Origin of the sequence: Clostridium sp. (assembly GCF_051654825.1) — a bacterium.
In the GTDB taxonomy this organism is placed as follows: Bacteria; Bacillota; Clostridia; order Clostridiales; family Clostridiaceae; genus Clostridium.
This window is the reverse complement of record NZ_JBOFYU010000221.1, coordinates 35,745-60,639: the sequence shown is the minus strand read 5'-3', so window position 1 is coordinate 60,639 and position 24,895 is coordinate 35,745. Positions and strand designations below refer to the sequence as shown.

Below are 24,895 nucleotides of genomic sequence, written 5' to 3'. Positions count from 1 at the left end.
AATTACTTAGGGAGAATAATTATGAGTAAGGAAATTTTAAAAAAAATAGGTAAACATACTGTAAAATTAAATAATCCGCCAAAAATAATTTCAACATACTCAATTGTTGGGCCTAAAGAAGGTGAAGGGCCATTAAAGGATTATTTTGATGAAATATTAACTGATGACACATTTGGAGAGGATTCCTTTGAAAAGGCTGAAAGTGAAATGATGCATACAGCAATAAGAGGGGCTATTACAGGAGCAAAGCTTAAAGAAGAGGATATAGATTATCTTTTTGCAGGTGATTTACTTAATCAAATTACATCATCATGTTTTGCGGCACGCCAATTAAATATACCTTTCTTTGGGCTTTATGGAGCTTGTTCTACTATGTCAGAATCCTTAAGTTTAGCAGCTATGACTATGGATGGAGGATTTGCAAAGTATGTAGTAGCATCAACTTCATCACATTTTAGTGCAGCAGAAAGGCAGTTTAGATTTCCTTTAGAATATGGATGCCAAAGATGTGCAACTTGTCAATGGACTGTTACAGGATCAGGAGCTATGATTCTTGGAAGACATGGAAATTATCCAGAAGTTACACATGTTACAACAGGTGTAGTTAAGGATTATGGAATAAAGGATGCAAATAATATGGGAGCAGCTATGGCTCCAGCAGCTGTAGATACATTAGTTAATCACTTTAAAGATACAGGAAGGGCTCCTAATTATTATGATGTAATTGCAACAGGAGATTTGGGGAAGGTAGGAAAAGAAATAACTACTAAGCTTATGATGGAATATGGATATGATATAAGCAACAATTATATAGATTGTGGAGATTTAATATTTGATGATGAAGCACAAAAAACAGACTCAGGAGGAAGTGGCTGTGGCTGTTCTGCAGTAGTTTCTTGTGGATATTTCTATAAAAGATTAATGAAAAAAGAAATAAAGAAAGTTCTTTTAATATCAACAGGAGCATTAATGAGTCCAACATCATCTCTTCAAGGAGAATCAATTCCAGGTATAGCTCATGCTGTAGCAATTGAATTTAATGTAAACTAGAAAGGAGATTTTACTATGCAATTTGTGAGTGCTTTTATAGTAGGAGGACTTATTTGTGTTATAGGTCAAATATTAATGGATACAACAAAGCTGACACCAGCTCGTATATTAGTTACCTTTGTAACCTTAGGTGCTATATTAGGAGCTTTTGGATTATATGATAAATTAATAGAAATAGGAGGAGCCGGTGCATCAGTTCCATTGCCTGGCTTTGGAAACTCATTAGCTAAGGGCGCAATTAAAGCTGTAAATGAAAAAGGGTTAATAGGTGCATTTACAGGAGGAATTACAGGGACAGCAGCAGGAATAACTGCAGCTATATTTTTTGGATATATGATGGCATGTATTTTTAATCCAAAAACTAAGTCATAAAATTAAATAATAAAGTCAATAATTACAATGTGAGGTGATATCATTGTATAAAGTTGACTATGAAAATATAAAAAGCCCGTTAATATATATTTTTGGTATGTTTATATTAGCGCCAGTTTTTTATTATATTTTCTATAAGTATAGTCTGCTAGCAATTATCCTTGCTAGCAGTTTTTTTATATTAATTTATTTTTATAAGGGAAATTTAGCAGTAATAGTATCTATAATTTTCTTTTTAATAGGTATTTTTAATAACTATAATTACTATAATTTTAAGCCTCATAAAGAAACTACTATAGTTGTTAAAAGGATAAGCTTTTATGGAGGAGAAGGTGAAATAGATGGACGAAAAGTTTACTTAAGAGGAGATTTAAAGGGAATAAAAAAAGGAGAAAAGATATTATCAATTGGAGAGTTTAATAAGGAAATTATAAGGGATAAAGGAATTGTTGGAAGCTATGATGTAAAGGAATATAAAAAAATCCACGGAGGAATTACAGAAAAACTGTATGATACAAGAGAAAAAATATTTCTAAAGATTAAAGATAAGATAGGAGCAAGAAGAGCTTCTATAATTACATCAATGGCATTTGGATATACAGATTTTTTAGAAAATGATGATAAGGTAGAAATGAAAAATTTAGGTGTAATGCATGCGGTAGCTGTTTCAGGGCTTCATATGGCATTGGTTTACACTTTACTTAAAAAGATATTTGGAGACAAGATTACTCCTATAGTAGCCTTTATATATGTTGTTTTTACAGGGGCAGCACTATCAACTATTCGTGCATATATAATGCTTATATGTATGAATATGGCCATACCATTGAGACGAAATTATAGTCCTTTAAGTGCATTAGCTTTATCAGGAATATTAATATTATTATTTAAGCCTTATTCAATTTTTGAAGTTGGTTTTCAATTATCATTTTTAGCAACACTAGGAATAATTGTTTTTAACAAGAGAATAAATAAAAAATTATATAAGTTACCAAAGTATTTAAGGGAAGGCATATCTATAAGTATTTCAACTCAAATTTTTACTTTTCCTATATTAGTATTAACATTTCAAGAGTTTTCTGTAAGCTTTCTTTTAGGAAACTTAATTCTTTCACCAATAATTAGCTTAATAGTGGCTTTAGGAAATTTAATTGTAGTTTTTTCGTCTATTGATATTATTTTTAATTATTTGTGTTTTATAGCATATTATATTACTAGATTAATGGATTTAACTATTGATATTTTAAGATGTATAACACCAGAGTTAGTTTATTTAAATGAGGGGGTAGCAACGGTTTATTTATCTATATTATTAGGAGGTTATTATTATAAAAAGGGGTTTAAGAAAATGATTTATATTCCATTTATAATGGTGACATACATTAGTTTATGTATATATAGCCCTTTTATTAAAATGAAATATTATAGAGAAGGTGCTATAGTAGTTTCTTTTAAGGGAGAAAGAATAGTTGTGCAAACCAAAAAAACTTTAAATATTGAAAAAATAAAAAATACTACTTTAGCAACTAAAATATATAAGGATATAAAAGCACTAAAAATAAAAGGTGATGTTAGTTTAGATTTTTTAGATAAAGATATTATTTTAAATAATAAAGGCAGAAAGTTTTTAATAGTGGTTACTGGAGACAAAAGAACCTCTGAATATGATATAATAAATTTCAACGAAGGAACCTTTAGTGAAATAATTATTTTAGATAAAAAGGTTTTAAAATTAGATTAAAGAAAGGTAGATTATCTTGATAAATTTTGATGCGTTAGAAGTAGAAGTGAAAAAAGGAAGTTTAAATAACTCATATATATTTTGTGGATTAGACGAAGAACTAATAAAAGAGGGAATTAGGTTAATTGTAAAAAAATCAATAGATCCAAACTTTGAAGAATTAAATTATATAAGGTTAGATGGAATGACAGCTACCTTTGAAGAGATAGTTAATGCTTGCGAGACTATGCCATTTATGGGTGAAAGAAAAGTTGTAGAAGTATATAGAACAAACTTTTTAAAGGAAAAAACTGATGCTAGTGGAACTAAGACATATAATGAATTACTTAAATATTTAAAGGATTTACCACCATATACAATACTTGTTATGTATTACGTATTTAACGATAAAAGAGAAAATCCTAAAAAGTGTAAAAAGTTAACTGCATTAGGAAAAGTATCTAAGGTAGTTTATTGTGATAAGTTAAAAAGAGATAGATATTATAAGAAAATAGAAGATGTTTTTAAAGAAAAAGGAGCTAATATAGGTAAGATAGAAGTTAGATATTTTGCAGATAAAGTACAAAATAACTTTGACATTATAAAGAGGGATGCAGAAAAAATAATTTGTTATACAAATGGAAGAGAAATAAAGAGAGCTGATATAGATAAGTTAGTTCCAAACAAAAGTGAAGATGATATATTTGATTTAATTGATTTTATATCACAAAGAAAAGTGGAAAAGGCTTTAGATTTAATGGATGAATTATTATTTAAGGCAGATCAGCATATGCTTATAATTTCTAATATACAAAGTAATTACGATAAGCTTTATAAAATTAAGGTTTTACTAGCTAAGGGAAAAAGAGGCGATGAAATAGCATCAAAGTTAAAATTTCATCCTTATGTAGTAGAAAAATTATCAGCACAATGTAGTAAGTTTTCTTTAAAGCAATTACAGGAATTAATGAAACTTTGTATTGAAACTGAAAAAAAACTTAAATCTTCTGGAGTAGATAAGCAAACAGAAATGGAGCTTATGTTATTTAAATCTTTTATGATTAAGTAAAATTATGTAAAATAATAGCCGGTCCAAATGGACCGGCTTCTTATTTGATTACGCCATAGCGTTTAACTTTGCAGCTAATCTTGATTTCTTTCTAGCTACCATGTTCTTGTGACATACTCCTTTTTGAGCAGCCATGTCTAAAGCTTTAACAGCCTTAGGGAAAAGAACGTTAGCCTCTTCTGCGTTGTTAGCAGTAACAGCAGTTTCAAACTTCTTTATAGCAGTTTTTAAAGCTGATTTTATCATTCTGTTTTGAGCAGTTTTAGCTTCTGTAACTTTGATTCTCTTTTTTGCTGATTTAATGTTTGCCATATCTAATTCACCCCCTTAAAAATTTTGTAGGGTCTCTTTTGCAGTTTTGGGGAAATCTGCGTTCGAGTTCGTTTTTAACATACTAGATTATAACACTGAAACTTTATAAGTTCAAGTATTAAATTAAAACATTAAGGAAAAATAAAAAGGATATATGAAAAAATAAAAAGAAAAATGAAAAATTGGAGGTATTTTATGATAAGTGTAAGAACGGATTTGGCCATTGAAGCTAAGGTAATGTACACGGAAGAAAACAAGCGAGAGCTAGACGGAGTAATAGTTGACGAGGAAACTGAAGAGGATATAAAGATAACAACAGTGACAATTGAAACTGACGAAGCAGGAAAAGAACTTGGTAAACCTGCCGGAAATTACATAACTATAGATTTTCCTGAATTTACACATTATGATGGAGAATCTATGGATAAAGTGTCTAAAGTAGTAGGTAATGTATTAGGAAGATTAGTTGATTTACCAGAGGATAAGACTGCTCTTGTGGTAGGATTAGGAAACTGGAAGGTAACACCAGATGCATTAGGACCAAAGGTAACAGAAAAAATAATGGTAACAAGACATTTAAAAGAAGTTATGCCAGATGCAATAGATGATTCAGTTAGACCAGTTTGTTGTATAGCTCCTGGAGTTTTAGGTATTACAGGAATGGAAACAGGAGAAATAATAAAATCAATAGTAGATAGAATAAAGCCGGATTTTGTTATTTGTATAGATGCTTTAGGATCAAGAAAGCTAGAAAGAGTAAATAGAACTATTCAAATAAGTGATACTGGTATATCACCAGGTGCAGGTGTTGGAAATCATAGAATGAAAATAAATGAAGAAACTGTAGGTGTTAAGGTTATAGCAGTTGGAGTACCAACAGTTGTGGATGCAGCAACTATAGCTAATGATACAATGGATCTTTTATTGGATGGACTTATTGGAAAGGCAGAAACCGGAAAAGAGTTTTATAATATGTTAAAAAGTGTTGATAGAGTTGAAAAAAATGCTTTAATTAAAGAGGTGTTAAATCCTTTTATAGGAGATTTAATGGTAACGCCAAAGGACGTAGATGCTGTAATAGAATCATTATCTAAGATAATTTCTAATGGTATTAATATGGCTATTCAACCTAACTTAGATATGGAAGACATAAATAAATTTATGAACTAAAATTTTTAAAATAGAATAAAAAAGTATTAATAATTATGTTAAATCCCTCATATATATTAAAGTATGTGAGGGTTTTTTTTACTTGGAAACATAATTATTAAATATTAATTAAGACATAAATAATTATGTAAATATAAAAATATACATATAAAGAAAGGGGGAATGGAATTGTATGAATTAAAATCGAGAAGGAATATAAAATCAAGTAGTAGGTATACTCCAAAAGGAAATAACTCTAAAAGTACCTCTAAGATAAGTATGGAATATATAGTAATAATAGCATTTATAATAATATTGCTTATTAGGTCTGTTATCATAATAAGTGAAAATAATGAAAGAGGAGCATTTGCATATGTTCAGCTTTTAAACTTTGGAATGCCAATAGTTGAAAATCAAGCTTATAATGAAGAGGATTTTCAAGAAAATCGCTTATCAGTAAAAACAGTAATTTCAGAAGCTTTAGGATTAGGAGATATAAATGCCTTTTCTATTATGGGAAAGGAATTAAGCTTATTTAATGTTGGAAGTAATGAAGTTATGTCAGGTAGTGGTGTTTCAAATAAAGAGATAGCAGGATTAAAGCCTTTTAGCTTAAAGGATAATAGCGTTGCAAAGCTTACCCCAGAACAAATTGCAGAATTAAATAAAGTAAGCAGTGCATATGACCCATCATTAAAGAAAACATTAGATAATTCAAAGCCAGAGGTTTTAATATATCATACACATGCTACAGAAAATTATGCTGAAGCAGATAAAGATACTACAGATAATAACTTTAATGTTATAGGAGTTGGAGAAATACTTGCAAAGGAATTAGAAGAAGGATATGGAATTTCAGTTATACATGATAAAACAGTCCATAGTTTAGGTGGGTATAATGATAGTTACTTAAGATCAGGAGAAACAGTACAATCTTATTTAAATACTTATGGTGATTTCAAATTAATAATAGATCTTCATAGAGATTCAGCACCAAGAAATGCAGTTGTAACTGAAATAAATGGTGAAACAATAGCGAGAATGATGTTTGTACAAGACTCATTAAGTGGTAGATATGATGCGCAAAAGGCCATGACAGATAAATTAACATCAATATCAGATACGTTATTTCCAGGTCTTTTAAAGCAGCCAACAGTATATGATGGTGGTAAAAATCACTTTAACCAAGACTTAAGTGATAATTCATTACTTATAGAATGTGGATCAAATAGCAATAATGCACAAGAAGCTAAATTAACAGCAAAATATATTGCTAGACTTTTAGCTGAATATTTAAATAGATAATAATTGAATAAATATAGAAAATATGAGCATCCTTATAAACAGAATTCTTAGTTTCAGATGGAGTTTTAACTCACTCTGGAGGTTAGAAATTGATTATCTAGGGGCGTGGACCTTGTTAGCTCCATCCTGAAGAGGAGGGAGTGTTACAACGGCTGCCCATCAGATAGATATAAATTTTAGGGGGTGCTTATTTTTGTTTAAAAAAAATTTAATTATAGGTATGATAATTTTTACATTAATCATTTTAGTTGGATTTACAACTATAAATATAATTAATACAAAAGCTTTATCGCCTATAGGAAATGGTGAAGATAATTATAATATGGTAAGTGAAGAGTTTGGAGATGATTTTAAAGAATTTATAAAGGATAATGCAGCAGTAAAGATATATACAGTAGATGAAGAAAATGAAAATACAACCATAAAGATAAAAGATAAGGAAGTAAGAATAAAAAAGGAAAATCCGTTTATAAAGGGATTTTCTATAATGACTTCTAAAGTAAAAGACACCTTTAATGGTATAAAGAATAAATTTGATGGAAAAATAAAAGAAAATACTAATAATGAAAAAGAAGTAAACATTGAAGTTAAAGATGATAAATTAAATAACATAGTTGATGATTTTATTAATGAAAGGGAAAATAGCAACCAAAATACAAATGAAGATTTACAAAGGAATGATAACTCTAATAAGGAGTTAGAGTAAAAGAGTGATAAAAGTATGATTTTAAAGTACATAAGAGGACTAATTCCCTAATAAATTTAGTAGATATTTTTTATATTGACATAAACTATGTAATTTATGATATAATTTAGCTTGATTTAATTATAATGGGGGTGAAGTAACTATTAGCCCAAGAGGTAAATAGTTTAGATATATGAAAAACAATAGACAAGAACGTATTAGAAATTTTTCAATAGTTGCACATATAGACCATGGTAAGTCAACCCTAGCAGATAGATTATTAGAAGCAACAGGAACTCTTACTCAAAGAGAAATGGAAGAACAAATCCTTGATAATATGGAAATTGAAAAAGAAAGAGGAATTACAATAAAATCACAGGCAGCAAGACTTATATATAGAAGAGCTGATGGTGAGGAGTACATATTAAATCTTATAGATACTCCAGGACATGTAGACTTTACATATGAAGTATCAAGAAGTTTAGCAGCATGTGAAGGAGCTATTTTAGTAGTAGATGCTACACAAGGGGTTCAAGCTCAAACTTTAGCAAACTGTTATTTAGCATTAAATAATGATTTAGAAATTGCTCCAGTAATAAATAAAGTTGATTTACAATCAGCAAGACCAGATGAAATAAAACAAGAAATTGAAGATATAATAGGTATAGAAGCTCATGATGCACCAATGATATCAGCAAAAACTGGTTTAAATATTGGTGATGTTTTAGAAGCTGTAGTTGAAAAGATACCAGCTCCAACGGGAGATGAAGAAGCTCCTTTAAAGGCATTAATATTTGACTCATATTATGATAGTTATAAAGGTGTCGTATCATATGTAAGAGTTATTGATGGAGTAGTTAAGCCTGGAACTAAGATTAAGTTAATGGCAACTAACAAGGTTTATGAAGTAACTGAAGTAGGTGTATTTACACCTAAAACATTACCAATACCTGAATTAAGAGCTGGAGATGTTGGATATATTGCTGCATCAATTAAAAATGTTAGAGATGCAAGAGTTGGAGATACTATTACAGAAGCTGATAGACCAACAGAATCTGCATTAGAAGGATATAAGCCTGCTATACCTATGGTTTACTCAGGTATTTATCCAGTAGATGGAGCTAAATATCAAGAATTAAAGGATGCATTAGAAAAGTTACAAATAAATGATGCTGCCTTAAACTTTGAACCAGAAACATCTATAGCATTAGGTTTTGGATTTAGATGTGGATTCTTAGGGTTATTACATATGGAAATAATCCAAGAAAGAATAGAAAGAGAATTTAACCTTGACATCATAACTACAGCGCCATCAGTTATATACAAAGTTATAAAAACTAATGGTGAAGTAATTGAACTTACAAATCCTACAAACCTTCCAGAACCTACAGAAATAGATTATATGGAAGAACCAGTAGTTAAGGGAAGCATAATAGCACCATCAGATTATGTTGGAGCTGTAATGGAGCTATGTCAAGAAAGAAGAGGAACATTTATAGATATGCAATACTTAGAGGAAACAAGAGTTGCAATAAACTATGATATACCTCTAAATGAAATAGTTTATGATTTCTTTGACACTTTAAAATCAAGAACTAGAGGTTATGCATCTTTAGATTATGAATTTAAAGGATATATAAGAACTGAGCTAGTTAAGCTTGATATTATGTTAAATGGAGATGTAGTAGATGCTTTATCTATGATAGTTCCAAAGGAAAGAGCTTACGATAAGGGAAGAGGAATAGCTGAAAAGCTTAAGGAAATAATACCAAGACAAATGTTTGAAGTTCCAATTCAAGCTGCAATAGGTTCAAAAATTATAGCTAGAGAAACAGTTAAGGCTATGAGAAAAGACGTACTTGCAAAATGTTACGGTGGAGATATTTCAAGAAAGAAAAAGCTATTAGAAAAGCAAAAAGAAGGAAAGAAGAGAATGAGACAAGTGGGATCAGTAGAAATACCACAAGAAGCATTCATGTCAGTTTTAAAAGTAGATTAATTTATAAGTTAGCAAATGCTATGCTTTTATATAAAAGCATAGCATTTTTTTATTTGCTAAAAGTAAAAAAATATGAAAGAGATTAGTTTTTTAGGAATATATTTTCTATAAAGCTACATGTAGGTGTCAAATCAACATTTTCAGCTAGAGCCTTTAAGTAAGGTACAAATTTATAATTATCCATTTCAATAAATTTAGAAACAGGAGGGTTTATTCTAAAATAATTGCTTTTCAAAAACTCTCTACAATAGATATCCTCTAAATCACACATTCCATCCATTAAAAGAGAAACTAAGGGAGAATGCATTTTAGTAAAGGGATGAAATGACCATTGAAAAATTCCCCATTTTTCTGTATTTCCATGTATTCTTTCGGAACTATCGCCAGTACCAATAGATAAAAGCTTTATTTCACGTGAATATCCTCTATATCTAATGGCATTTAAGGAAGAAAAAATACAGGCAGCAGTTGGAGAATTTGCAACTACACCACCATCAATAAAATTATTATGAGATGGAAAATATGTAGGTGCAGCAGAACTAGCTAAAGCAGCATCGATAACAGTGAAGCTAGAGGTTTCATTAGGAGTTAAATTATTAATAAAAACAGCCTCCCAAGAATCATTAGTAAGACCTTTAACATTAAAGGTTGGAACATAGACATGTTTTTTTAAGTCTCCTATAGTTAAATCATCTGGAAAGTATTTTGATAGCTCAATTTTTAAATTTTTATTACTAAATTTAGGTTTAAAAAGGTTAAATCTAGAGGGTGAAAAGATTTTCTTAGTTACTTCATAGCTATATAAATTATCTAAATTATCTATAGAAATTCCGTATGCTAAAGCAAGTGCTATTATTGAACCAGTAGAAGTTCCTGCAAATAAATCAATTTCATTTAATAAATTAGGGTGTTTTTCACATAGCTTTTTCAGTATTCTAACAGATAAGGCTCCTCTTACACCTCCACCATCAAAGGCTAATATTTTAAAACTCTTCATAGTTAATCTCCTAATAATTTATATTAATTAAGATATTCAGAATTTAAAATTATGATAGTGAATATATTGAGTAAAAGTAAATATAAAGAATTAAATATAAAGTGTAATTATTTACAAACTTAATAAATATATATTATTGTAAATATTTTTAGAGGGATGGGATATATTATGTTAGAAGCAATTTTAAGAGATGTTAAAGTAAAGGGAAAGAAAATTAGAAACTCTGGATATACTACAGGATTATTAAAAAAGAAAAGTGGAGAGGTAGTTTATATTTCTATACCATCATATAAGTTAGATACTTATGTATCAAGGTATGGAGCAAAGGACGAAATAGAATTAAATTTAATAGGAGAAAGAGTAGTATCTAAGGTTTCAGTTTTAAAAAGAGATGTGCTTAGTCATAATATAATGAATATAGAATTGCTAGAAGTATAGATATGTAATATACTTTAGTAAATTTAATAAAATTAAGGGTTACTGACATAGTTTAGTAGCCTTTAATGTTTAATAAAAATTAGGAAGTGAAAAAATGAATAAATTAAAAGAAATAGCATTATATATACATATACCATTTTGTAAACAAAAATGTTTTTACTGTGATTTTCCATCATACTCTTCTTTAGAGCCTCTAATGGATGAGTATATAGAAGCATTAACAAAGGAAATTGAAGAAAAGGCATCAAAGTACTCTATTAGGAGTATTTTTATAGGAGGAGGAACTCCCTCATATTTAAATAAAAATCAAATAGAAAAATTACTTATTTCTATAAATAAGCTTAACTTAATGGAAAATATGGAGTTTTCTATGGAGTGTAATCCAGGAGCATTAGAGGAAGATAAGCTTAATGCTATGAAATCAGGTGGTGTAAATAGAATAAGTATGGGACTTCAAGCTGTGCAAGATGAATTGCTTAAAAAGTTAGGAAGAATTCATACATATGATGAGTTTAAGGAAAATTTCAAATTAGCTAGAAAAGTAGGTTTAGAAAATATAAATGTTGATTTAATGTTTGGTCTTCCAAATCAAAAGGTTAGTGATTGGATAGAATCATTAGAAGTTATTGCAGATTTAAATCCAGAGCATATTTCAGCATATAGCTTAATTATTGAAGAGGGAACTAAATTTTATGGTTTATGGAATAATGATAAGTTAAATTTACCATCAGAAGATGATGAAAGAGAAATGTATTTATTAACTAAAAAGGTGTTAAAGGGCAAAGGATATAATCAATATGAAATATCTAATTACTCTAAAGAGGGGTATGAGTGTTTACATAATAAAATTTATTGGGAATGTGATGAATATCTAGGAGTTGGATCATCATCAAGTTCATTTATAGATGGATATAGATTTAAAAATATAAATAACGTAAAAGAATATATAAAAAAAATAAAAAATAATGAAGATACAAGGGAAGAAAAAGTTAAAAACTTAAAAGAAGATAGTATAGAAGAATTTATGTTTATGGGACTTAGGCTAATTAATGGAATAAGTAAAAGAGAATTTATTACTAGATTTGGTATAGATATTAAGAGTATATATGGAGAGGTTATAGAAAAAAATAAAGAGAGAAAGTTACTAGAAGAAGATAATGAAAATATAAGGTTAACTGAAAAGGGTATAGAGCTGTCTAATAGTGTTATGAGCGAATTTATATTAGAAAAATAATAATGAGTTATATAGTAAATTGAAGAAATAATTAGAAATAATAAGAAATATTAATTTAATTTAAATTTATTAGCTAAGATAAATGAATTTAAATATTTAGATTATTGACAAAAAACCCAATAAGGAATATATTGATATTGTAGTCATTAGCACTCGACATTAATGAGTGCTAACAGTTAGAGGTGATGTCATGGCTATTGATGAAAGAAAAATTAAAATACTTCAAGCTATTATTAATGACTATATCATGACAGGAGAACCAGTAGGTTCTAGAACAATAGCAAAAAGGCATGATTTAGGAGTTGGATCAGCTACAATTAGAAATGAAATGGCAGATCTTGAAGAAATGGGATATTTAGAACAACCTCATACTTCTTCAGGAAGAATACCTTCAAGTAAGGGATATAGATTGTATGTTGACCAATTAATGTGTAATGAAAGCTTAAGTAAAGAAGAAGAGCTTAAAATTAAAGAATATATTATTAATTCTGCCATGTATGAAGTAGACAAAATTGTTAAACAAGCTTGTACACTACTTTCAGAACTTACTAATTTAACATGTATGGTACAAACACCATCAGTTAAAAGAAGTTATATAAAATCAATTCAGCTACTTATGATAGATAACTATAATTTAGTTTCTGTTATAGTTGCAGATAGTGGAGTAATAAAAAACCATAGAATAAGAGTTACTGATATGCCAGAGACAGATACACTTCAAAGGATAAATAAGGTTTTAAATAGAAACCTTAAGAATCTGACTATAGAAGAAATTAATCTAGAGGTAATTAACAATTTGAAAGGTGAATTAAAAGGGTTTGACGAGTTATTTAATGCTATTTTACCAGCTTTATATGAAACTCTTAAGGAATCAAATAATTCAGATATATTAGTAGAAGGTACAACAAATATATTTAATTATCCCGAGTACAATGATATAGAAAGGGCTAAAGAAATACTTTCTCTAATAAATGATAAAGATTGTGTAATAGAACTTTTAGAGCCTCAAGGCGAAATATCAATAAAAATTGGTGAAGAAAATTATTTCCCTGAGGCAAAAGAATGCTCTGTAATTTCAGCTGAATATTCTTTAGATGGACGCCCAATAGGAACTATAGGATTAATTGGTCCGAGGCGGATAAATTATTCAAAGGTTATAGCTATTATGGGTCAAGTAATGAAGGAATTAAATAAAAGTTTAAGAAATCAAAGTATTGAATAAGAGAGAAACGAGGTGTTGTTATGGAAAATAACAAGGAGTTTAATGAAGAAATCATAGATGAAACTATAGAAGATATAGAAGTTGAAGAAGAAAATATTGAAAATGTAGAAGAAATTGAAGCTGAAGAAACTGAAAAAGTTGAAGAAGAAACTTCAGAAGCAAAGGAAGAGCCAAAAGATAGCTGGAATCCTTTAAAAACAGTTAAAAATTTAAAGGAAGAAAATAAAAAGCTTACAAATGAAGTAGAAGCATTAAAAGAAAGATTATTAAGAATTAGTGCTGAATACGAAAATTATAGAAAAAGAACAGCTAAAGAAAAAGAAGGTATTTATACAGATGCTTGTACAGATGTATTAAAAGAAATGTTACCTGTTTTAGATAACCTAGAAAGAGCTCTTCAAGCTGATGGAAGTATAGAAGACTTTAAAAAGGGAATTGAAATGACTATAAAAGGTGTTTCAGGATCATTTGAAAAGCTAGGGGTTGAAGAAATAGATGCAACAGGAAGCTTTGACCCAAATCTTCATCAAGCTGTTATGCATATTCAAGATGAAAATCTTGATGCTAATGTAGTAGCTGAAGTATTCCAAAAGGGATATAAAAGAGGAGATAAGGTTATAAGATATACAATGGTTAAAGTAGCAAATTAGTAAAATATATTTTAGAAAAATTAAATTTAAAAAATGAAATCTAATAGATTTTTAGGAGGAATATATTATGGGAAAAATTATAGGAATTGACTTAGGAACAACTAACTCATGTGTTGCAGTTATGGAAGGTGGAGAACCAGTAGTAATCAGTAATGCAGAAGGTGCAAGAACAACTCCTTCAGTAGTTTCATTCCAAGCTAACGGAGAAAGATTAGTAGGGCAAGTTGCTAAAAGACAAGCGATTACAAACCCAGATAAAACAATAATATCAATTAAAAGACATATGGGAACTAACTATAAAGTTACTATAGATGGAAAAGATCATTCACCACAAGAAATATCAGCAATGGTACTTCAAAAAATTAAAGCTGATGCAGAAGCTTACTTAGGTGAACCAGTTACTCAAGCTGTTATAACAGTTCCAGCTTACTTCAATGACTCAGAAAGACAAGCGACTAAAGATGCTGGTAAAATAGCAGGATTAGAAGTATTAAGAATAATAAACGAACCAACAGCTGCAGCTTTAGCATATGGTTTAGATAAAATGGATACAAACCAAAAGATATTTGTTTATGACTTAGGTGGAGGTACTTTCGACGTATCAATCCTTGAATTAGGAGATGGTGTATTTGAAGTATTATCAACTAATGGAGATACAAAATTAGGTGGAGATGATTTTGATGAAAAAATCATGAACTTCATTGCAGATACATTTAAAGCAGAAAACGGAATAGATTTAAGAAATGATAAAATGGCACTTCAAAGATTAAAAGAAGCTGCTGAAAAAGCTAAGATAGAGTTATCATCATCAATGCAAACAAACATAAACTTACCATTCATCACTGCTGATGCAACTGGTCCAAAGCATATTGATCTTAACTTAACAAGAGCTAAATTTAACGAAATAACTCATGACCTAGTTCAAAGATCTATTGAACCAATGAAAAAAGCTTTAGCAGATGCTAATCTTTCATTAAGTGATATAGATAAGGTAATATTAGTTGGTGGATCAACAAGAATTCCAGCTGTTCAAGAAGCAGTTAAAAACTTTACTGGAAAAGATCCATCAAAGGGAGTTAACCCAGATGAATGTGTTGCTGTAGGTGCAGCTATACAAGCAGGTGTATTAACTGGAGAAGTTAAGGACGTATTATTATTAGACGTTACACCATTAACATTAGGAATTGAAACTTTAGGTGGAGTTGCTACTGCACTTATAGAAAGAAATACAACTATACCAGCTAAAAAGAGCCAAACTTTCTCAACAGCAGCAGATGGGCAAACATCAGTTGAAATCCACGTTGTTCAAGGTGAAAGACAAATGGCAGCTGACAACAAGACTTTAGGTAGATTTACTTTATCAGGTATTGCTCCAGCTCCAAGAGGAATTCCTCAAATCGAAGTTACATTTGATATAGATGCTAATGGATTAGTAAAAGTATCAGCTGTAGATAAAGCAACTAACAAGGAAGCTAATATAACAATTACTGCTTCAACTAACTTATCAGATGATGAAGTAGAAGCAGCAGTTAAAGAAGCAGAAAAGTTTGCTGAAGAAGATAAAAAGAGAAAAGAAAAAATAGAAGTTAAAAATAACGCTGATCAAGTAGCTTACCAAACTCAAAAGACTTTAGAAGAACTTGGAGATAAGGTATCAGCAGAAGATAAAGCTAAGATAGAAGCTAAATTAGAAGAGTTAAACAAGATTAAAGATGGCGAAGATTTAGAAGCTATAAAGAAAACTATGGAAGAATTAACTCAAGAATTCTATGCAGTATCATCAAAGATTTATGCTGATGCAAATGCTAATGGTGGAGCTCAAGATGCTGGATTCGATCCAAGCAACATGGGTGGAGCTAATGCAGGTGCAGCTAATGATGACAATGTAGTAGATGCTGACTTTGAAGTAAAAGAAGATAAATAGTTGTAACCATAAGGTAAAATAGCTATAATATATGAATGAGGGAAGATAAAGTTCGTCTTCCCTCTTTAATAAGTAAAAATAATTTGGTGGTGAAAGAATAGATGGCAAATAAAGACTATTACGCATCCCTTGGTATAGAGAAGGGAGCTTCAGATGATGAAATAAAGAAAGCCTTTAGAAAGCTAGCTATAAAATATCATCCTGATAAAAATCAAGGTAATAAAGAAGCAGAAGATAAGTTTAAGGAAATAAATGAAGCTTATCAAGTGCTTTCAGATCCAGAGAAGAAAGCAAGATATGACCAATATGGAACTGCTGACTTTGATGGAAGTGGATTTGGAGCAGGTGGTTTTGGTGGCTTTGACTTCTCAGATATGGGAGGCTTTGGTGATATATTTGATAGCTTCTTTGGCGGCGGCGGTGGCGGCGGTAGAAGAAGAAATGGGCCTCAAAGAGGTGACGATTTAGAATATAATTTAACATTAACTTTTGAAGAAGCAGTTTTTGGAGCTGAAAAGGAAATTGCTATTAACAGAAGTGAAAATTGTGAAGCTTGTAGGGGTTCAGGGGCAAAGCCGGGAACTAGTCCTAAAACTTGTCCTACTTGTAATGGAAGTGGTCAAGTAAGAGTTCAAAGACAAACTCCATTAGGAAGCTTTGTAAGTACATCTACTTGTGATAAATGTGGTGGAAAAGGTAGCGTTATAGAAGAACCATGTACATCATGTAGCGGAAGAGGTCAAACAAGAAAGAATAGAAAAATTACTGTTAATGTACCAGCTGGTGTTGATACGGGTAATGTAATGCCATTAAGAGGTCAAGGAGAGCATGGCAAAAATGATGGACCTCCAGGAGATTTATATATAAGAATTAATGTTACTCCATCAAAGAAATTTGTTAGAAAAGGTAACGATATATATATAGATGCACATATATCAATGGCAAAGGCTGCTCTTGGAACTGAAATTACAGTTGCTACTGTTGATGGGGATGTTAAATATAACGTACCATCAGGAACTCAATCAGGAACTTTATTTAGATTAAAGGGTAAGGGAGTTCCAAAGGTAAATTCTTCAGGAAGAGGAGATCAATACGTTAAGGTAGTTGTTGATATTCCTAAGAGTTTAAATGATAAGCAAAAGGAAGCATTAAGAATGTTTATGGAGGCATCAGGTGAAAGCTTTGATGAATCTTCAATGCATAAAAAAGGATTTAAAGATTTATTTAGTAAAAAATAGACTTTTAAAGGTTTGAGAAATCAAACCTTTATTTTTTTTACTTAAAGTATAATTATCTAACAAAACTCAAAAGATAAATTGTATATAGGTATATGCTAATTATGAATATAATAAAATCCAATAAAGACTAGTAAATATTAGTGATATAATAAAAATGATAAATAAAGAGTAGAGGTGGAAATTATGGAAGAATTAAAGAAAGTTTTATATAGTGAAATAGAAGCTTTTAGAGAAAAGGGACATAAATTCTTAAATGGGGAACTAAACGTAATGCAATTTAAGCATGCCTCAGGTGGGTTTGGAATTTATGCTCATCGTGGAGGAAAGGAATTTATGATTAGATTAAGAATTCCTTCAGGGGTAACTGATGTAAATGAAATTAAAAAGGTTTATGATTTAGCTGAAAAGTATGGAATGAAGAGGATACATCTAACTACTCGTCAAGCAATACAATTACATGGATTATCAATTGATGATGTATGTGACTTAATGAAAGAAGCATTAGATAATGATATATATACAAGAGGTGCAGGAGGTAATTTCCCAAGAAATGTTGCTCTTTCACCATTATCTGGGGTTAATACAGAAGAAGCATTTGATGCTACACCTTATGCATTAGCTGTTGGAAATCACTTCTTAGAAAAAATATATACTTATAAACTACCAAGAAAGTTAAAGGTATCTTTCTCAAGCAGTAATGCTGATGGAGCGCATTGTACAGTTCAAGATTTAGGTTTCTTAGCTATAAAAGATGGAGATAAAGAATGCTTTAGAGTTTACTTAGGTGGAGGATTAGGGCAAAATCCTAAAATGGCAGTTAAGTACCCAGAGCTTATTGAAGCAAAGGATGTTTTATATCATATAGAAGCAATGACAAAGTTCTTTATGGCTGAAGGTGATTATGAAAATAGAAATAAAGCAAGAGTAAGATATATTTTAGATAGAATGGGTGAAGAAGAATTCTTAGCACAATATAAAAAATATGTAGATGAAGCTATGAATGAAGGTGGATTAGACCTTAATATTGAGCATAAAGCGTATAAAAAGAATGGAATTTCAACTGAAGTAAAATCTGCAAGATTATTTAAACAAAATCAAGAAGGATTATATAGCGTTTACTTACATCCAGTTGGTGGACAATTAGAATTAAACGATTTAAAGGAAATAATTAATAATATAGAAAAAATCGAAGATGTAGAAATAAGATTAGCTATGACAGAGGGAGTTTACTTTAGAAATCTTACTGGAAAAGAAGCAGAAGAATTATTAGCATTAACAGAAGATATGGGTGGGAAAACTGTCTTTGAGCAAAGTGTAGCATGTATAGGAGTTCCGACTTGTCAAGTTGGTTTATGCAATAGTCAAGGGCTTTTAGAATCTATTATGAATTATTTTAAAGAAAAAGGATTTGAAAAGGATGTATTACCAAGAGTTTATATCTCAGGATGTGGAAACTCTTGTGGAGTTCATCAAATAGGTTCAATAGGATTTACAGGAAAGAAAAAGAGAGTAGATGAATCTGTTCAAGAATGCTTTACATTATTTGTTGATGGGGCATATTCTATAGATAATGCTAGGCTAGGAAAGGGTTATGGAGAAATTTTATCAGCTAAAATTCCAGAATTCTTATATGAATTAGCAGTAGATGTAGACTCAGCAAATATGAAATTTGATGAATATGTAAAAACACCTAAGTTTGAAGAAATAGTAAATAAATATTTAGTATAATATTAAAGATACCTTTAGGGTAATATCCGTTAACTAGGTTAAGGATATTAGTCTTTAGGTATCTTTTTCTTTATAATGAATAATTGCTTACTAAAAAAAGAATATTTTGATAATAATAATATATGTAAAATAAAAAATATAAAGTGTAGTTTGTATAGTGATTATTTATGTTAAAGCTAGACATAGAGTTAACATAAGTGTAAAATATAGAATTAGTCGAAGTATGTTTGAAAGGACAGGTGTTTTATGCAAGGAACATGGATAGAAATTAGAATAATAACAAAAAGTGAGGCTCTAGAGCCTATTTCAGGAATATTTTATGGGTTAGATTGTAAAGGTGTTGCAATAGAAGATCCAAATGATATTTTAGGAAGAGAGCAAGGACCTTTAACTTGGGATTTTGCAGATATAAATGTATTAGAACATAAGGGAGAAGTTGCAGTAGTTAAGGCGTATTTCTCAGAAGAAGATAATATTGAAGAAATTATTACATATGTAAATGAAAAAGTAACTGAATTAAGAGATATGGGAATAGATGTTGGTGAAGGTAGAGTAGAAGATGAAAAAATGTTTGAAGAAGATTGGGCAAACAATTGGAAAAAATATTACAAGCCAACAAAGGTAGGAGAAAAGATAGTAGTAAAACCAACTTGGGAAAACTATGAGCCTATTAATGATGAATTAGTTATAGAGTTAGATCCAGGAATGGCATTTGGTACTGGTACACATGAAACAACTAGAATGTGTATTCAAGCTTTAGAAAGATATGTACAGCCTGAAAGTACAGTTTTTGATGTAGGGTGTGGTTCAGGAATACTTGCTATAGCAGCAGCTAAATTAGGTTCAAAATTAGCAGTAGGAGTTGACTTAGATCCAGTAGCAGTAGAATCAGCTAAGGAAAATGTAGGTTTTAATAACTTAGATAATATAGAAGTTTTATATGGTAATTTAGTAGAAGTAATAAATGGTAAGGCAGACATAGTTGTAGCTAACATAATAGCTGAAATAGTTTGCATTTTAACTGAAGATGTTAAGAGAGTTATAAAAGAAGGCGGATACTTTATTACATCAGGTATAATTCATGACAGAGTAGAAATGGTTACTAATAAATTAGAAGAAACAGGATTTGAAGTTCTTGAAGTAAACAAGGATGGAGAATGGAACTGTATAGTAGCTAAATTAAAGTAATCTAATTTTAAGGAGAGAGTATAATGCATAAATTTTTTACTCCTGCAGAAAATTTTACTCAAGAAGAAGCTAAAATTGTTGGAGATGATGTAAAACACATATATAGAGTTTTAAGACTTGATGAAGGTGAAAAGGTTGTTTTAAACAATTGTATAGGTGATGAATTTTTAGGAGAAATAAAATCTGTAAGCAAGCAAGAAGTTTTAGTATCTATAATTGAAAAATTAGATATAAATAATGAAAGTGATGTAAAAATATATTTATTTCAAGGATTACCAAAATCTCAAAAGATGGATTTAATAGTTCAAAAAGGGACGGAACTTGGAATAACTGAATTTATTCCAACTTTAACAGAACGTGTAGATATAAAGTTAAAGGGAGACTTTAAAAAGCTTGATAGGTTAAATAGAATAGCTTTAGAAGCAGCAAAGCAAAGTAAAAGAAGTATCATTCCAAAGGTAGTTGAACCAATATCATTTAATGATGTTTTAACTAAAATGAAAGAATTAGATTTAATGCTTATACCTTATGAAAATGCAGAAAACTTTGGAATAAAAACATTGTTTGAACAAATGAAAAAAGAAAATAAAGATTTAAGTACTATAAAAAGTATAGGTATTTTAGTTGGACCAGAAGGTGGATTCGAACAAGAGGAAATAGATATGCTTAAAGAAAATGAAGCTTATATTATTACATTAGGAAGTAGAATATTAAGAACTGAAACGGCTGGTTTTGTAGCTACTTCTTTAATTCAATATGAGTTAGGTGATTTAGGAGGAAATATTTAATGAAGGTAGCATTTTCTACATTAGGTTGTAGAGTTAACGTATATGAATCAGAAGCTATGGCTGAAAAGTTCTTAAGAGAAGGTTATGAAGTTGTAGATTTTAGTGAAGTTGCAGATGTATATGTAATAAATACTTGTACAGTAACTAACATGGGAGATAAAAAATCTAGACAAATAATAAGCAGAGCTAGAAGATTAAATGAAGATGCTGTAATAGCAGCGGTTGGATGCTATTCACAAATTGCACCAAAGGAAGTTTCAGAAATACCAGGTGTAGATGTAGTTTTAGGAACTAGAAATAAAGGTGACGTAGTTTATTATGTAAATAAGGCTAGAGATGAAGGAAAGTCACAAGTTTATGTAGAAGGAGTTCTAAAAAATAAAAAGTTTGAGGACTTAAATATAGAAGAATATCAAGATAAAACTAGAGCTTTCTTAAAGATACAAGATGGGTGTAATAGATTTTGTACATACTGCATAATTCCTTATACTAGAGGATCAGTTTGTTCAAAAGACCCTAAAAAGGTAATAGAAGAAGTTACAAAATTAGCTGAACACGGATTTAAGGAAATAATACTTTCAGGAATTCATACAGCTTCTTATGGATTAGACCTAGAAGGAACTATTACTCTAGTAGATTTAATAGAAGAAATAGAAAAGGTAAATGGAATAGAAAGAATTAGAATTGGTTCAATAGAGCCTGCTTTCTTTACTGAAGAAGTAATAGAAAAAATGAAAGGTTTTAAAAAGCTATGTCCTCACTTCCATTTATCACTTCAAAGTGGAGCAGATGCTACATTAAAGAGAATGAATAGAAGATATTCAGCTAAAGAATATGAAGAGGCTGTAGAGCTTTTAAGAGAAACTATGCCTACTGTTTCAATAAGTACAGATGTTATAGTTGGATTCCCTGGGGAAACGGATGAGGAGTTTAATGAAACATACGAGTTCTTAAAAAGAATAAAATTAACTAAGACTCATGTATTTAAATACAGCCAAAGAAAAGGAACTAAAGCTGCTGATATGCCGAATCAATTAGATGGAAGCATAAAAGAGCAAAGAAGTAAACTTTTAATAGAACTTAATGATAAAAATGAAAGAGAGTTTACTGAAAAGTTTATTGGCGAAAAAATGGATGTATTAATTGAGCAAGAAGTTAAGGGAAAAGAAAATGTGTATGAGGGATATACAAGAAACTATATAAAGGTTCATGTTCCTTGTACATGTTCAGATATAACTGGTAAAATAGTAGAGGTTAATATAAAAGAAACTAATGGTGAAATTGCAATTGCAGAATTAGTATAATTTTATGTTTTTTGAATAAAAAGATAAAGGGGTGAATTTATGGATTGTATATTTTGTAAGATAATCAATGGAGAAATTCCAAGTACAAAAATTTATGAAGATGAAAAGGTAATAGCTTTTAATGACATCAGCCCAGAGGCACCAGTTCATTTTTTAGTAATTCCTAAAGCTCATATTGAAGGTGCAAATGATATTAATGAAGAAAATTCAAATATTATTTCACACATTTTCCTAGTTATTAATAAACTAGTAAGAGAATTAAATATAGATCAGTCAGGGTATAGAATTATTAATAACTGTGGAAGAGATGGGGGGCAAACTGTTAACCATATTCATTTTCATGTATTGGGGAATAGAGAATTAAAGTGGCCACCAGGCTAAAATGCTTTTTCCAAGTTATTGACAATTAAAATCTAGCTATTGTATAATATAGCCTGTGTTATTAAGCCCGTAGCTGAGTTAATTATTAATTTGAGCTAGCGGAGGGAGGGATAATGGATGTCAGAAATTAAAGTTGGAGAAAACGAAACACTTGAGAGTGCTTTAAGAAGATTTAAGAGAAAGTGCGCGAGAGCTGGAGTTCTTTCAGAAGTTAGAAAGAGAGAGCACTATGAAAAGCCAAGCGTTAAGAGAAAGAAAAAATCAGAAGCGGCTAGAAAGAGAAAGTTCAAATAGAATTATTTTTTTAGTAAATGTACAAGTGGACTTCAGTAAATTGAAATTGATTATATAAACTTCAATTAAGTCTACATTATTTTAAATTTAATGTTTAAAATATTAGGCGTGAGGATACGGATTTGAAAATTTTTATAGAGTATCTTCCTCAGCAATAGATTAAGGATTTTGTAAATTATTAAGTGTACAGCTACACTATAAAGCTAATAACATTATAAAATTAAAGTTATAATATTTTAAACTTTAATTTATGGAGTAAATTAATAAATTAATTTATAAATTTAAGGAACTCATATTTATGGGTTCCTTTTCTTTTGTTAAAAAAGTAATTTTCTTTTTATTTTAATCATAAAGTACAATGAGGAATTATTTATGAGGAGAGAAGAAGATGAAAGATAAGCTTAATAAAAGTAGAGAAATTTTAGTAGAAAAATTAGATTTTCCTAAGGATGTAATTTTAGATATGCCTAAGATAGTAGTTTTAGGTGATGGGGAAATAACAGTTGAAAATCATAAAGGAATTGCTACCTTTGAAAGAAATATGATTAAGATAAACACTAGAGTTAGTCCTATAATAATAAATGGAGAAAATTTTGAAATATTATATATAGGTAATACAACAATAACTATTAGTGGGAAATTTAAGTCAATAATTTATGAGGGGTAATATTTATGAGTAATGATTTTTTTAATGTAGGAAAGATAAAAATTAAAGTAAATATGTTAAATCCTGAAAGACTTTTAAACATATTATGGTCTAATAGAGTTAAAATTTTAAATGTAAAAAGAGTGGACATAGCAACAGTTATAATAACTGCAGAGTATGATGATTACGAAATTATTAAGGACATAGTAATTAGATTAGGTGGAAAGTTAAATATAGTAGGAAGTAGTGGTTTTTTATTCTTTTTGGGTAGACTTAAGAAAAAGGCTTCTTTAGTAGTAGGTGGATTTTTATTTATAGCAATAATATTATATTTATCTACATTTATTTGGAGAATAGAAATAAATACGGTTAAAAATGTACCACCTTATGAAATTAGACAACAGCTTTATGATATAGGAATAAAGCCTGGAATAAAAAAGAATAGTATAAGGGTAAAGGAATTAGAAAAGAAAATAGAAGATGTTAATTCAGATGTATTATGGTTAAGAGTAAGAATTGAAGGAGCAACTTTAAAGGTAGCAATAGAGGAAAAAGTAAATCCACCAATGGAAACTGAAAAAAAACTTGGTAATTTAGTAGCTAAAATGGATGGTAAAGTTGAAAGAATATATGCATTTTCAGGAAGAGCAGCTATTCCGTTAGGCACTATGGTAAAAGAAGGAGATGTAATTATAGAAGGTATAAGTGGAAAGGAAGAGCAACCATTTGAAGTCTCACCTAATGGAGTTGTTATGGCTAGTACCTTTTATGAAAAAAGTATGCGTGTTAAGGTTGATGGAGCTATACTAGAACGTAGCGGAAGGAAAGATAGTGATTTATATATGAATATATTTGGAAAGAAAATTTATCTTAAAAAAGCTATAAAAGATTTCAAAGAGTATGATAAAATAGAAGAGAGTGGAAAAATATTAAATAAAGTGGTATATTTTGAAAGAGAAGAGGTTCCTGTTACTTTAACAGAAGATGAAGCAGTAAATAATTCTGTTAATGAGTTAGAGGAGTCTTTATTAAATCAATTAACTAGAGAAGCTAGAATTGTAGATAAATTAGTTAGTACTGAAAAAGATTCTGAAGGAAATTTAATGGTAAATGTTGTTTTTGTTGTAGAACAAAATATAGTTAATAATGTTCCGATAGATTATAATGTGTCCGTTGATGATTAATAACTATTTAAGATTAGA

24 protein-coding genes are annotated in these 24,895 nt (G+C 29.7%); 22 read left to right on the top strand and 2 right to left on the bottom strand.

The genetic code is table 11. The features are described from left to right. Positions 1-21 precede the first annotated feature (21 nt). From spoVAD to holA, 4 genes are read left to right on the top strand one after another with little or no spacing between them, the layout of a single operon-like run. Positions 22-1,050 (top strand): stage V sporulation protein AD, encoded by a 1,029-nt coding sequence (gene spoVAD, locus ACRDBA_RS13110; protein ID WP_438573373.1) that lies wholly within the window; start codon positions 22-24, stop codon positions 1,048-1,050. 15 nt (positions 1,051-1,065) lie between these two features. Next, complete coding sequence (gene spoVAE, locus ACRDBA_RS13105) at positions 1,066-1,422, top strand: stage V sporulation protein AE (RefSeq protein WP_438573372.1); 357 nt, start codon at positions 1,066-1,068, stop codon at positions 1,420-1,422. 43 nt (positions 1,423-1,465) lie between these two features. Beyond that, entirely contained in the window at positions 1,466-3,163 is a 1,698-nt protein-coding gene (locus ACRDBA_RS13100) for a ComEC/Rec2 family competence protein (protein ID WP_438573371.1), read from the top strand. Positions 3,164-3,179: 16 nt separating this feature from the next. Then, positions 3,180-4,211, top strand: coding sequence for a DNA polymerase III subunit delta (holA, locus tag ACRDBA_RS13095; protein ID WP_438573370.1), 1,032 nt, complete (start codon positions 3,180-3,182; stop codon positions 4,209-4,211). 48 nt (positions 4,212-4,259) lie between these two features. Here holA and rpsT read toward each other — a convergent pair whose 3' ends face one another. Further along, positions 4,260-4,523: a 30S ribosomal protein S20 gene (gene rpsT, locus ACRDBA_RS13090; RefSeq protein WP_438573369.1), complete on the bottom strand. Its 264-nt coding sequence runs from the start codon at positions 4,521-4,523 to the stop codon at positions 4,260-4,262. 195 nt (positions 4,524-4,718) lie between these two features. Here rpsT and gpr point away from each other — a divergent pair, with 195 nt between their 5' ends. The 4 genes from gpr (at position 4,719) to lepA (ending at position 9,661) form a co-directional block, all read left to right on the top strand. Beyond that, positions 4,719-5,693, top strand: coding sequence for a GPR endopeptidase (gpr, locus tag ACRDBA_RS13085; protein ID WP_438573368.1), 975 nt, complete (start codon positions 4,719-4,721; stop codon positions 5,691-5,693). A gap of 162 nt (positions 5,694-5,855) precedes the next feature. After that, positions 5,856-6,977: a stage II sporulation protein P gene (locus ACRDBA_RS13080; protein ID WP_438573367.1), complete on the top strand. Its 1,122-nt coding sequence runs from the start codon at positions 5,856-5,858 to the stop codon at positions 6,975-6,977. A 193-nt stretch (positions 6,978-7,170) separates the two neighbouring features. Beyond that, complete coding sequence (locus ACRDBA_RS13075) at positions 7,171-7,683, top strand: hypothetical protein (RefSeq protein ID WP_438573366.1); 513 nt, start codon at positions 7,171-7,173, stop codon at positions 7,681-7,683. A gap of 172 nt (positions 7,684-7,855) precedes the next feature. Beyond that, entirely contained in the window at positions 7,856-9,661 is a 1,806-nt protein-coding gene (lepA, locus tag ACRDBA_RS13070) for a translation elongation factor 4 (RefSeq protein ID WP_438573365.1), read from the top strand. A gap of 82 nt (positions 9,662-9,743) precedes the next feature. Here the strand turns inward: lepA and ACRDBA_RS13065 are convergent, their stop codons facing one another. Continuing rightward, the gene (locus ACRDBA_RS13065; RefSeq protein ID WP_438573364.1) at positions 9,744-10,658 is read right to left on the bottom strand and encodes a patatin-like phospholipase family protein; all 915 of its coding nucleotides are present in this window, start codon (positions 10,656-10,658) and stop codon (positions 9,744-9,746) included. A gap of 168 nt (positions 10,659-10,826) precedes the next feature. Here ACRDBA_RS13065 and ACRDBA_RS13060 point away from each other — a divergent pair, with 168 nt between their 5' ends. The 14 genes from ACRDBA_RS13060 (at position 10,827) to yqfD (ending at position 24,877) form a co-directional block, all read left to right on the top strand. Continuing rightward, on the top strand, positions 10,827-11,096 hold the full coding sequence (locus ACRDBA_RS13060) for a hypothetical protein (protein WP_438573363.1): 270 nt from the start codon (positions 10,827-10,829) through the stop codon (positions 11,094-11,096). A 94-nt stretch (positions 11,097-11,190) separates the two neighbouring features. Continuing rightward, positions 11,191-12,330, top strand: a complete 1,140-nt coding sequence (gene hemW, locus ACRDBA_RS13055; protein WP_438573362.1) for a radical SAM family heme chaperone HemW — start codon at positions 11,191-11,193, stop codon at positions 12,328-12,330. A gap of 190 nt (positions 12,331-12,520) precedes the next feature. Beyond that, positions 12,521-13,552 (top strand): heat-inducible transcriptional repressor HrcA, encoded by a 1,032-nt coding sequence (gene hrcA, locus ACRDBA_RS13050; RefSeq protein WP_438573361.1) that lies wholly within the window; start codon positions 12,521-12,523, stop codon positions 13,550-13,552. Positions 13,553-13,572: 20 nt separating this feature from the next. Next, positions 13,573-14,202: a nucleotide exchange factor GrpE gene (gene grpE / locus ACRDBA_RS13045; RefSeq protein ID WP_438573360.1), complete on the top strand. Its 630-nt coding sequence runs from the start codon at positions 13,573-13,575 to the stop codon at positions 14,200-14,202. A 67-nt stretch (positions 14,203-14,269) separates the two neighbouring features. Continuing rightward, positions 14,270-16,126: a molecular chaperone DnaK gene (dnaK, locus tag ACRDBA_RS13040; protein ID WP_438573359.1), complete on the top strand. Its 1,857-nt coding sequence runs from the start codon at positions 14,270-14,272 to the stop codon at positions 16,124-16,126. 101 nt (positions 16,127-16,227) lie between these two features. Beyond that, positions 16,228-17,364: a molecular chaperone DnaJ gene (dnaJ, locus tag ACRDBA_RS13035; RefSeq protein WP_438573358.1), complete on the top strand. Its 1,137-nt coding sequence runs from the start codon at positions 16,228-16,230 to the stop codon at positions 17,362-17,364. Positions 17,365-17,547: 183 nt separating this feature from the next. Then, positions 17,548-19,092 (top strand): nitrite/sulfite reductase, encoded by a 1,545-nt coding sequence (locus tag ACRDBA_RS13030; protein WP_438573357.1) that lies wholly within the window; start codon positions 17,548-17,550, stop codon positions 19,090-19,092. 246 nt (positions 19,093-19,338) lie between these two features. Further along, positions 19,339-20,280, top strand: coding sequence for a 50S ribosomal protein L11 methyltransferase (prmA, locus tag ACRDBA_RS13025; protein WP_438573356.1), 942 nt, complete (start codon positions 19,339-19,341; stop codon positions 20,278-20,280). A gap of 23 nt (positions 20,281-20,303) precedes the next feature. Then, entirely contained in the window at positions 20,304-21,068 is a 765-nt protein-coding gene (locus ACRDBA_RS13020; protein ID WP_438573355.1) for an RsmE family RNA methyltransferase, read from the top strand. Next, positions 21,068-22,372, top strand: coding sequence for a tRNA (N(6)-L-threonylcarbamoyladenosine(37)-C(2))-methylthiotransferase MtaB (gene mtaB, locus ACRDBA_RS13015; protein WP_438573354.1), 1,305 nt, complete (start codon positions 21,068-21,070; stop codon positions 22,370-22,372). Before ACRDBA_RS13020 ends, mtaB begins: the two co-directional genes overlap by 1 nt. Positions 22,373-22,411: 39 nt before the next feature. After that, positions 22,412-22,753, top strand: a complete 342-nt coding sequence (locus ACRDBA_RS13010; RefSeq protein WP_438573353.1) for a histidine triad nucleotide-binding protein — start codon at positions 22,412-22,414, stop codon at positions 22,751-22,753. A gap of 117 nt (positions 22,754-22,870) precedes the next feature. Continuing rightward, entirely contained in the window at positions 22,871-23,047 is a 177-nt protein-coding gene (gene rpsU, locus ACRDBA_RS13005) for a 30S ribosomal protein S21 (RefSeq protein WP_003441547.1), read from the top strand. 388 nt (positions 23,048-23,435) lie between these two features. After that, positions 23,436-23,714, top strand: coding sequence for a sporulation protein YqfC (gene yqfC, locus ACRDBA_RS13000; protein ID WP_438573352.1), 279 nt, complete (start codon positions 23,436-23,438; stop codon positions 23,712-23,714). Positions 23,715-23,719: 5 nt separating this feature from the next. Beyond that, on the top strand, positions 23,720-24,877 hold the full coding sequence (gene yqfD / locus ACRDBA_RS12995) for a sporulation protein YqfD (RefSeq protein WP_438573351.1): 1,158 nt from the start codon (positions 23,720-23,722) through the stop codon (positions 24,875-24,877). Positions 24,878-24,895: the final 18 nt, after the last annotated feature.

Excerpts from the sequence above, each read along its gene's own strand:
- dnaK (WP_438573359.1), top strand. The coding sequence starts at position 14,270 with ATGGGAAAAATTATAGGAATTGACTTAGGAACAACTAACTCATGTGTT.
- rpsU (WP_003441547.1), top strand. The coding sequence starts at position 22,871 with ATGTCAGAAATTAAAGTTGGAGAAAACGAAACACTTGAGAGTGCTTTA.
- ACRDBA_RS13060 (WP_438573363.1), top strand. The coding sequence starts at position 10,827 with ATGTTAGAAGCAATTTTAAGAGATGTTAAAGTAAAGGGAAAGAAAATT.
- rpsT (WP_438573369.1), bottom strand. The coding sequence starts at position 4,523 with ATGGCAAACATTAAATCAGCAAAAAAGAGAATCAAAGTTACAGAAGCT.
- yqfC (WP_438573352.1), top strand. The coding sequence starts at position 23,436 with ATGAAAGATAAGCTTAATAAAAGTAGAGAAATTTTAGTAGAAAAATTA.
- spoVAE (WP_438573372.1), top strand. The coding sequence starts at position 1,066 with ATGCAATTTGTGAGTGCTTTTATAGTAGGAGGACTTATTTGTGTTATA.
- ACRDBA_RS13010 (WP_438573353.1), top strand. The coding sequence starts at position 22,412 with ATGGATTGTATATTTTGTAAGATAATCAATGGAGAAATTCCAAGTACA.
- grpE (WP_438573360.1), top strand. The coding sequence starts at position 13,573 with ATGGAAAATAACAAGGAGTTTAATGAAGAAATCATAGATGAAACTATA.
- spoVAD (WP_438573373.1), top strand. The coding sequence starts at position 22 with ATGAGTAAGGAAATTTTAAAAAAAATAGGTAAACATACTGTAAAATTA.
- hrcA (WP_438573361.1), top strand. The coding sequence starts at position 12,521 with ATGGCTATTGATGAAAGAAAAATTAAAATACTTCAAGCTATTATTAAT.
- dnaJ (WP_438573358.1), top strand. The coding sequence starts at position 16,228 with ATGGCAAATAAAGACTATTACGCATCCCTTGGTATAGAGAAGGGAGCT.
- yqfD (WP_438573351.1), top strand. The coding sequence starts at position 23,720 with ATGAGTAATGATTTTTTTAATGTAGGAAAGATAAAAATTAAAGTAAAT.
- lepA (WP_438573365.1), top strand. The coding sequence starts at position 7,856 with ATGAAAAACAATAGACAAGAACGTATTAGAAATTTTTCAATAGTTGCA.
- prmA (WP_438573356.1), top strand. The coding sequence starts at position 19,339 with ATGCAAGGAACATGGATAGAAATTAGAATAATAACAAAAAGTGAGGCT.
- ACRDBA_RS13020 (WP_438573355.1), top strand. The coding sequence starts at position 20,304 with ATGCATAAATTTTTTACTCCTGCAGAAAATTTTACTCAAGAAGAAGCT.
- ACRDBA_RS13065 (WP_438573364.1), bottom strand. The coding sequence starts at position 10,658 with ATGAAGAGTTTTAAAATATTAGCCTTTGATGGTGGAGGTGTAAGAGGA.
- mtaB (WP_438573354.1), top strand. The coding sequence starts at position 21,068 with ATGAAGGTAGCATTTTCTACATTAGGTTGTAGAGTTAACGTATATGAA.
- ACRDBA_RS13080 (WP_438573367.1), top strand. The coding sequence starts at position 5,856 with ATGGAATTGTATGAATTAAAATCGAGAAGGAATATAAAATCAAGTAGT.
- ACRDBA_RS13030 (WP_438573357.1), top strand. The coding sequence starts at position 17,548 with ATGGAAGAATTAAAGAAAGTTTTATATAGTGAAATAGAAGCTTTTAGA.
- hemW (WP_438573362.1), top strand. The coding sequence starts at position 11,191 with ATGAATAAATTAAAAGAAATAGCATTATATATACATATACCATTTTGT.
- gpr (WP_438573368.1), top strand. The coding sequence starts at position 4,719 with ATGATAAGTGTAAGAACGGATTTGGCCATTGAAGCTAAGGTAATGTAC.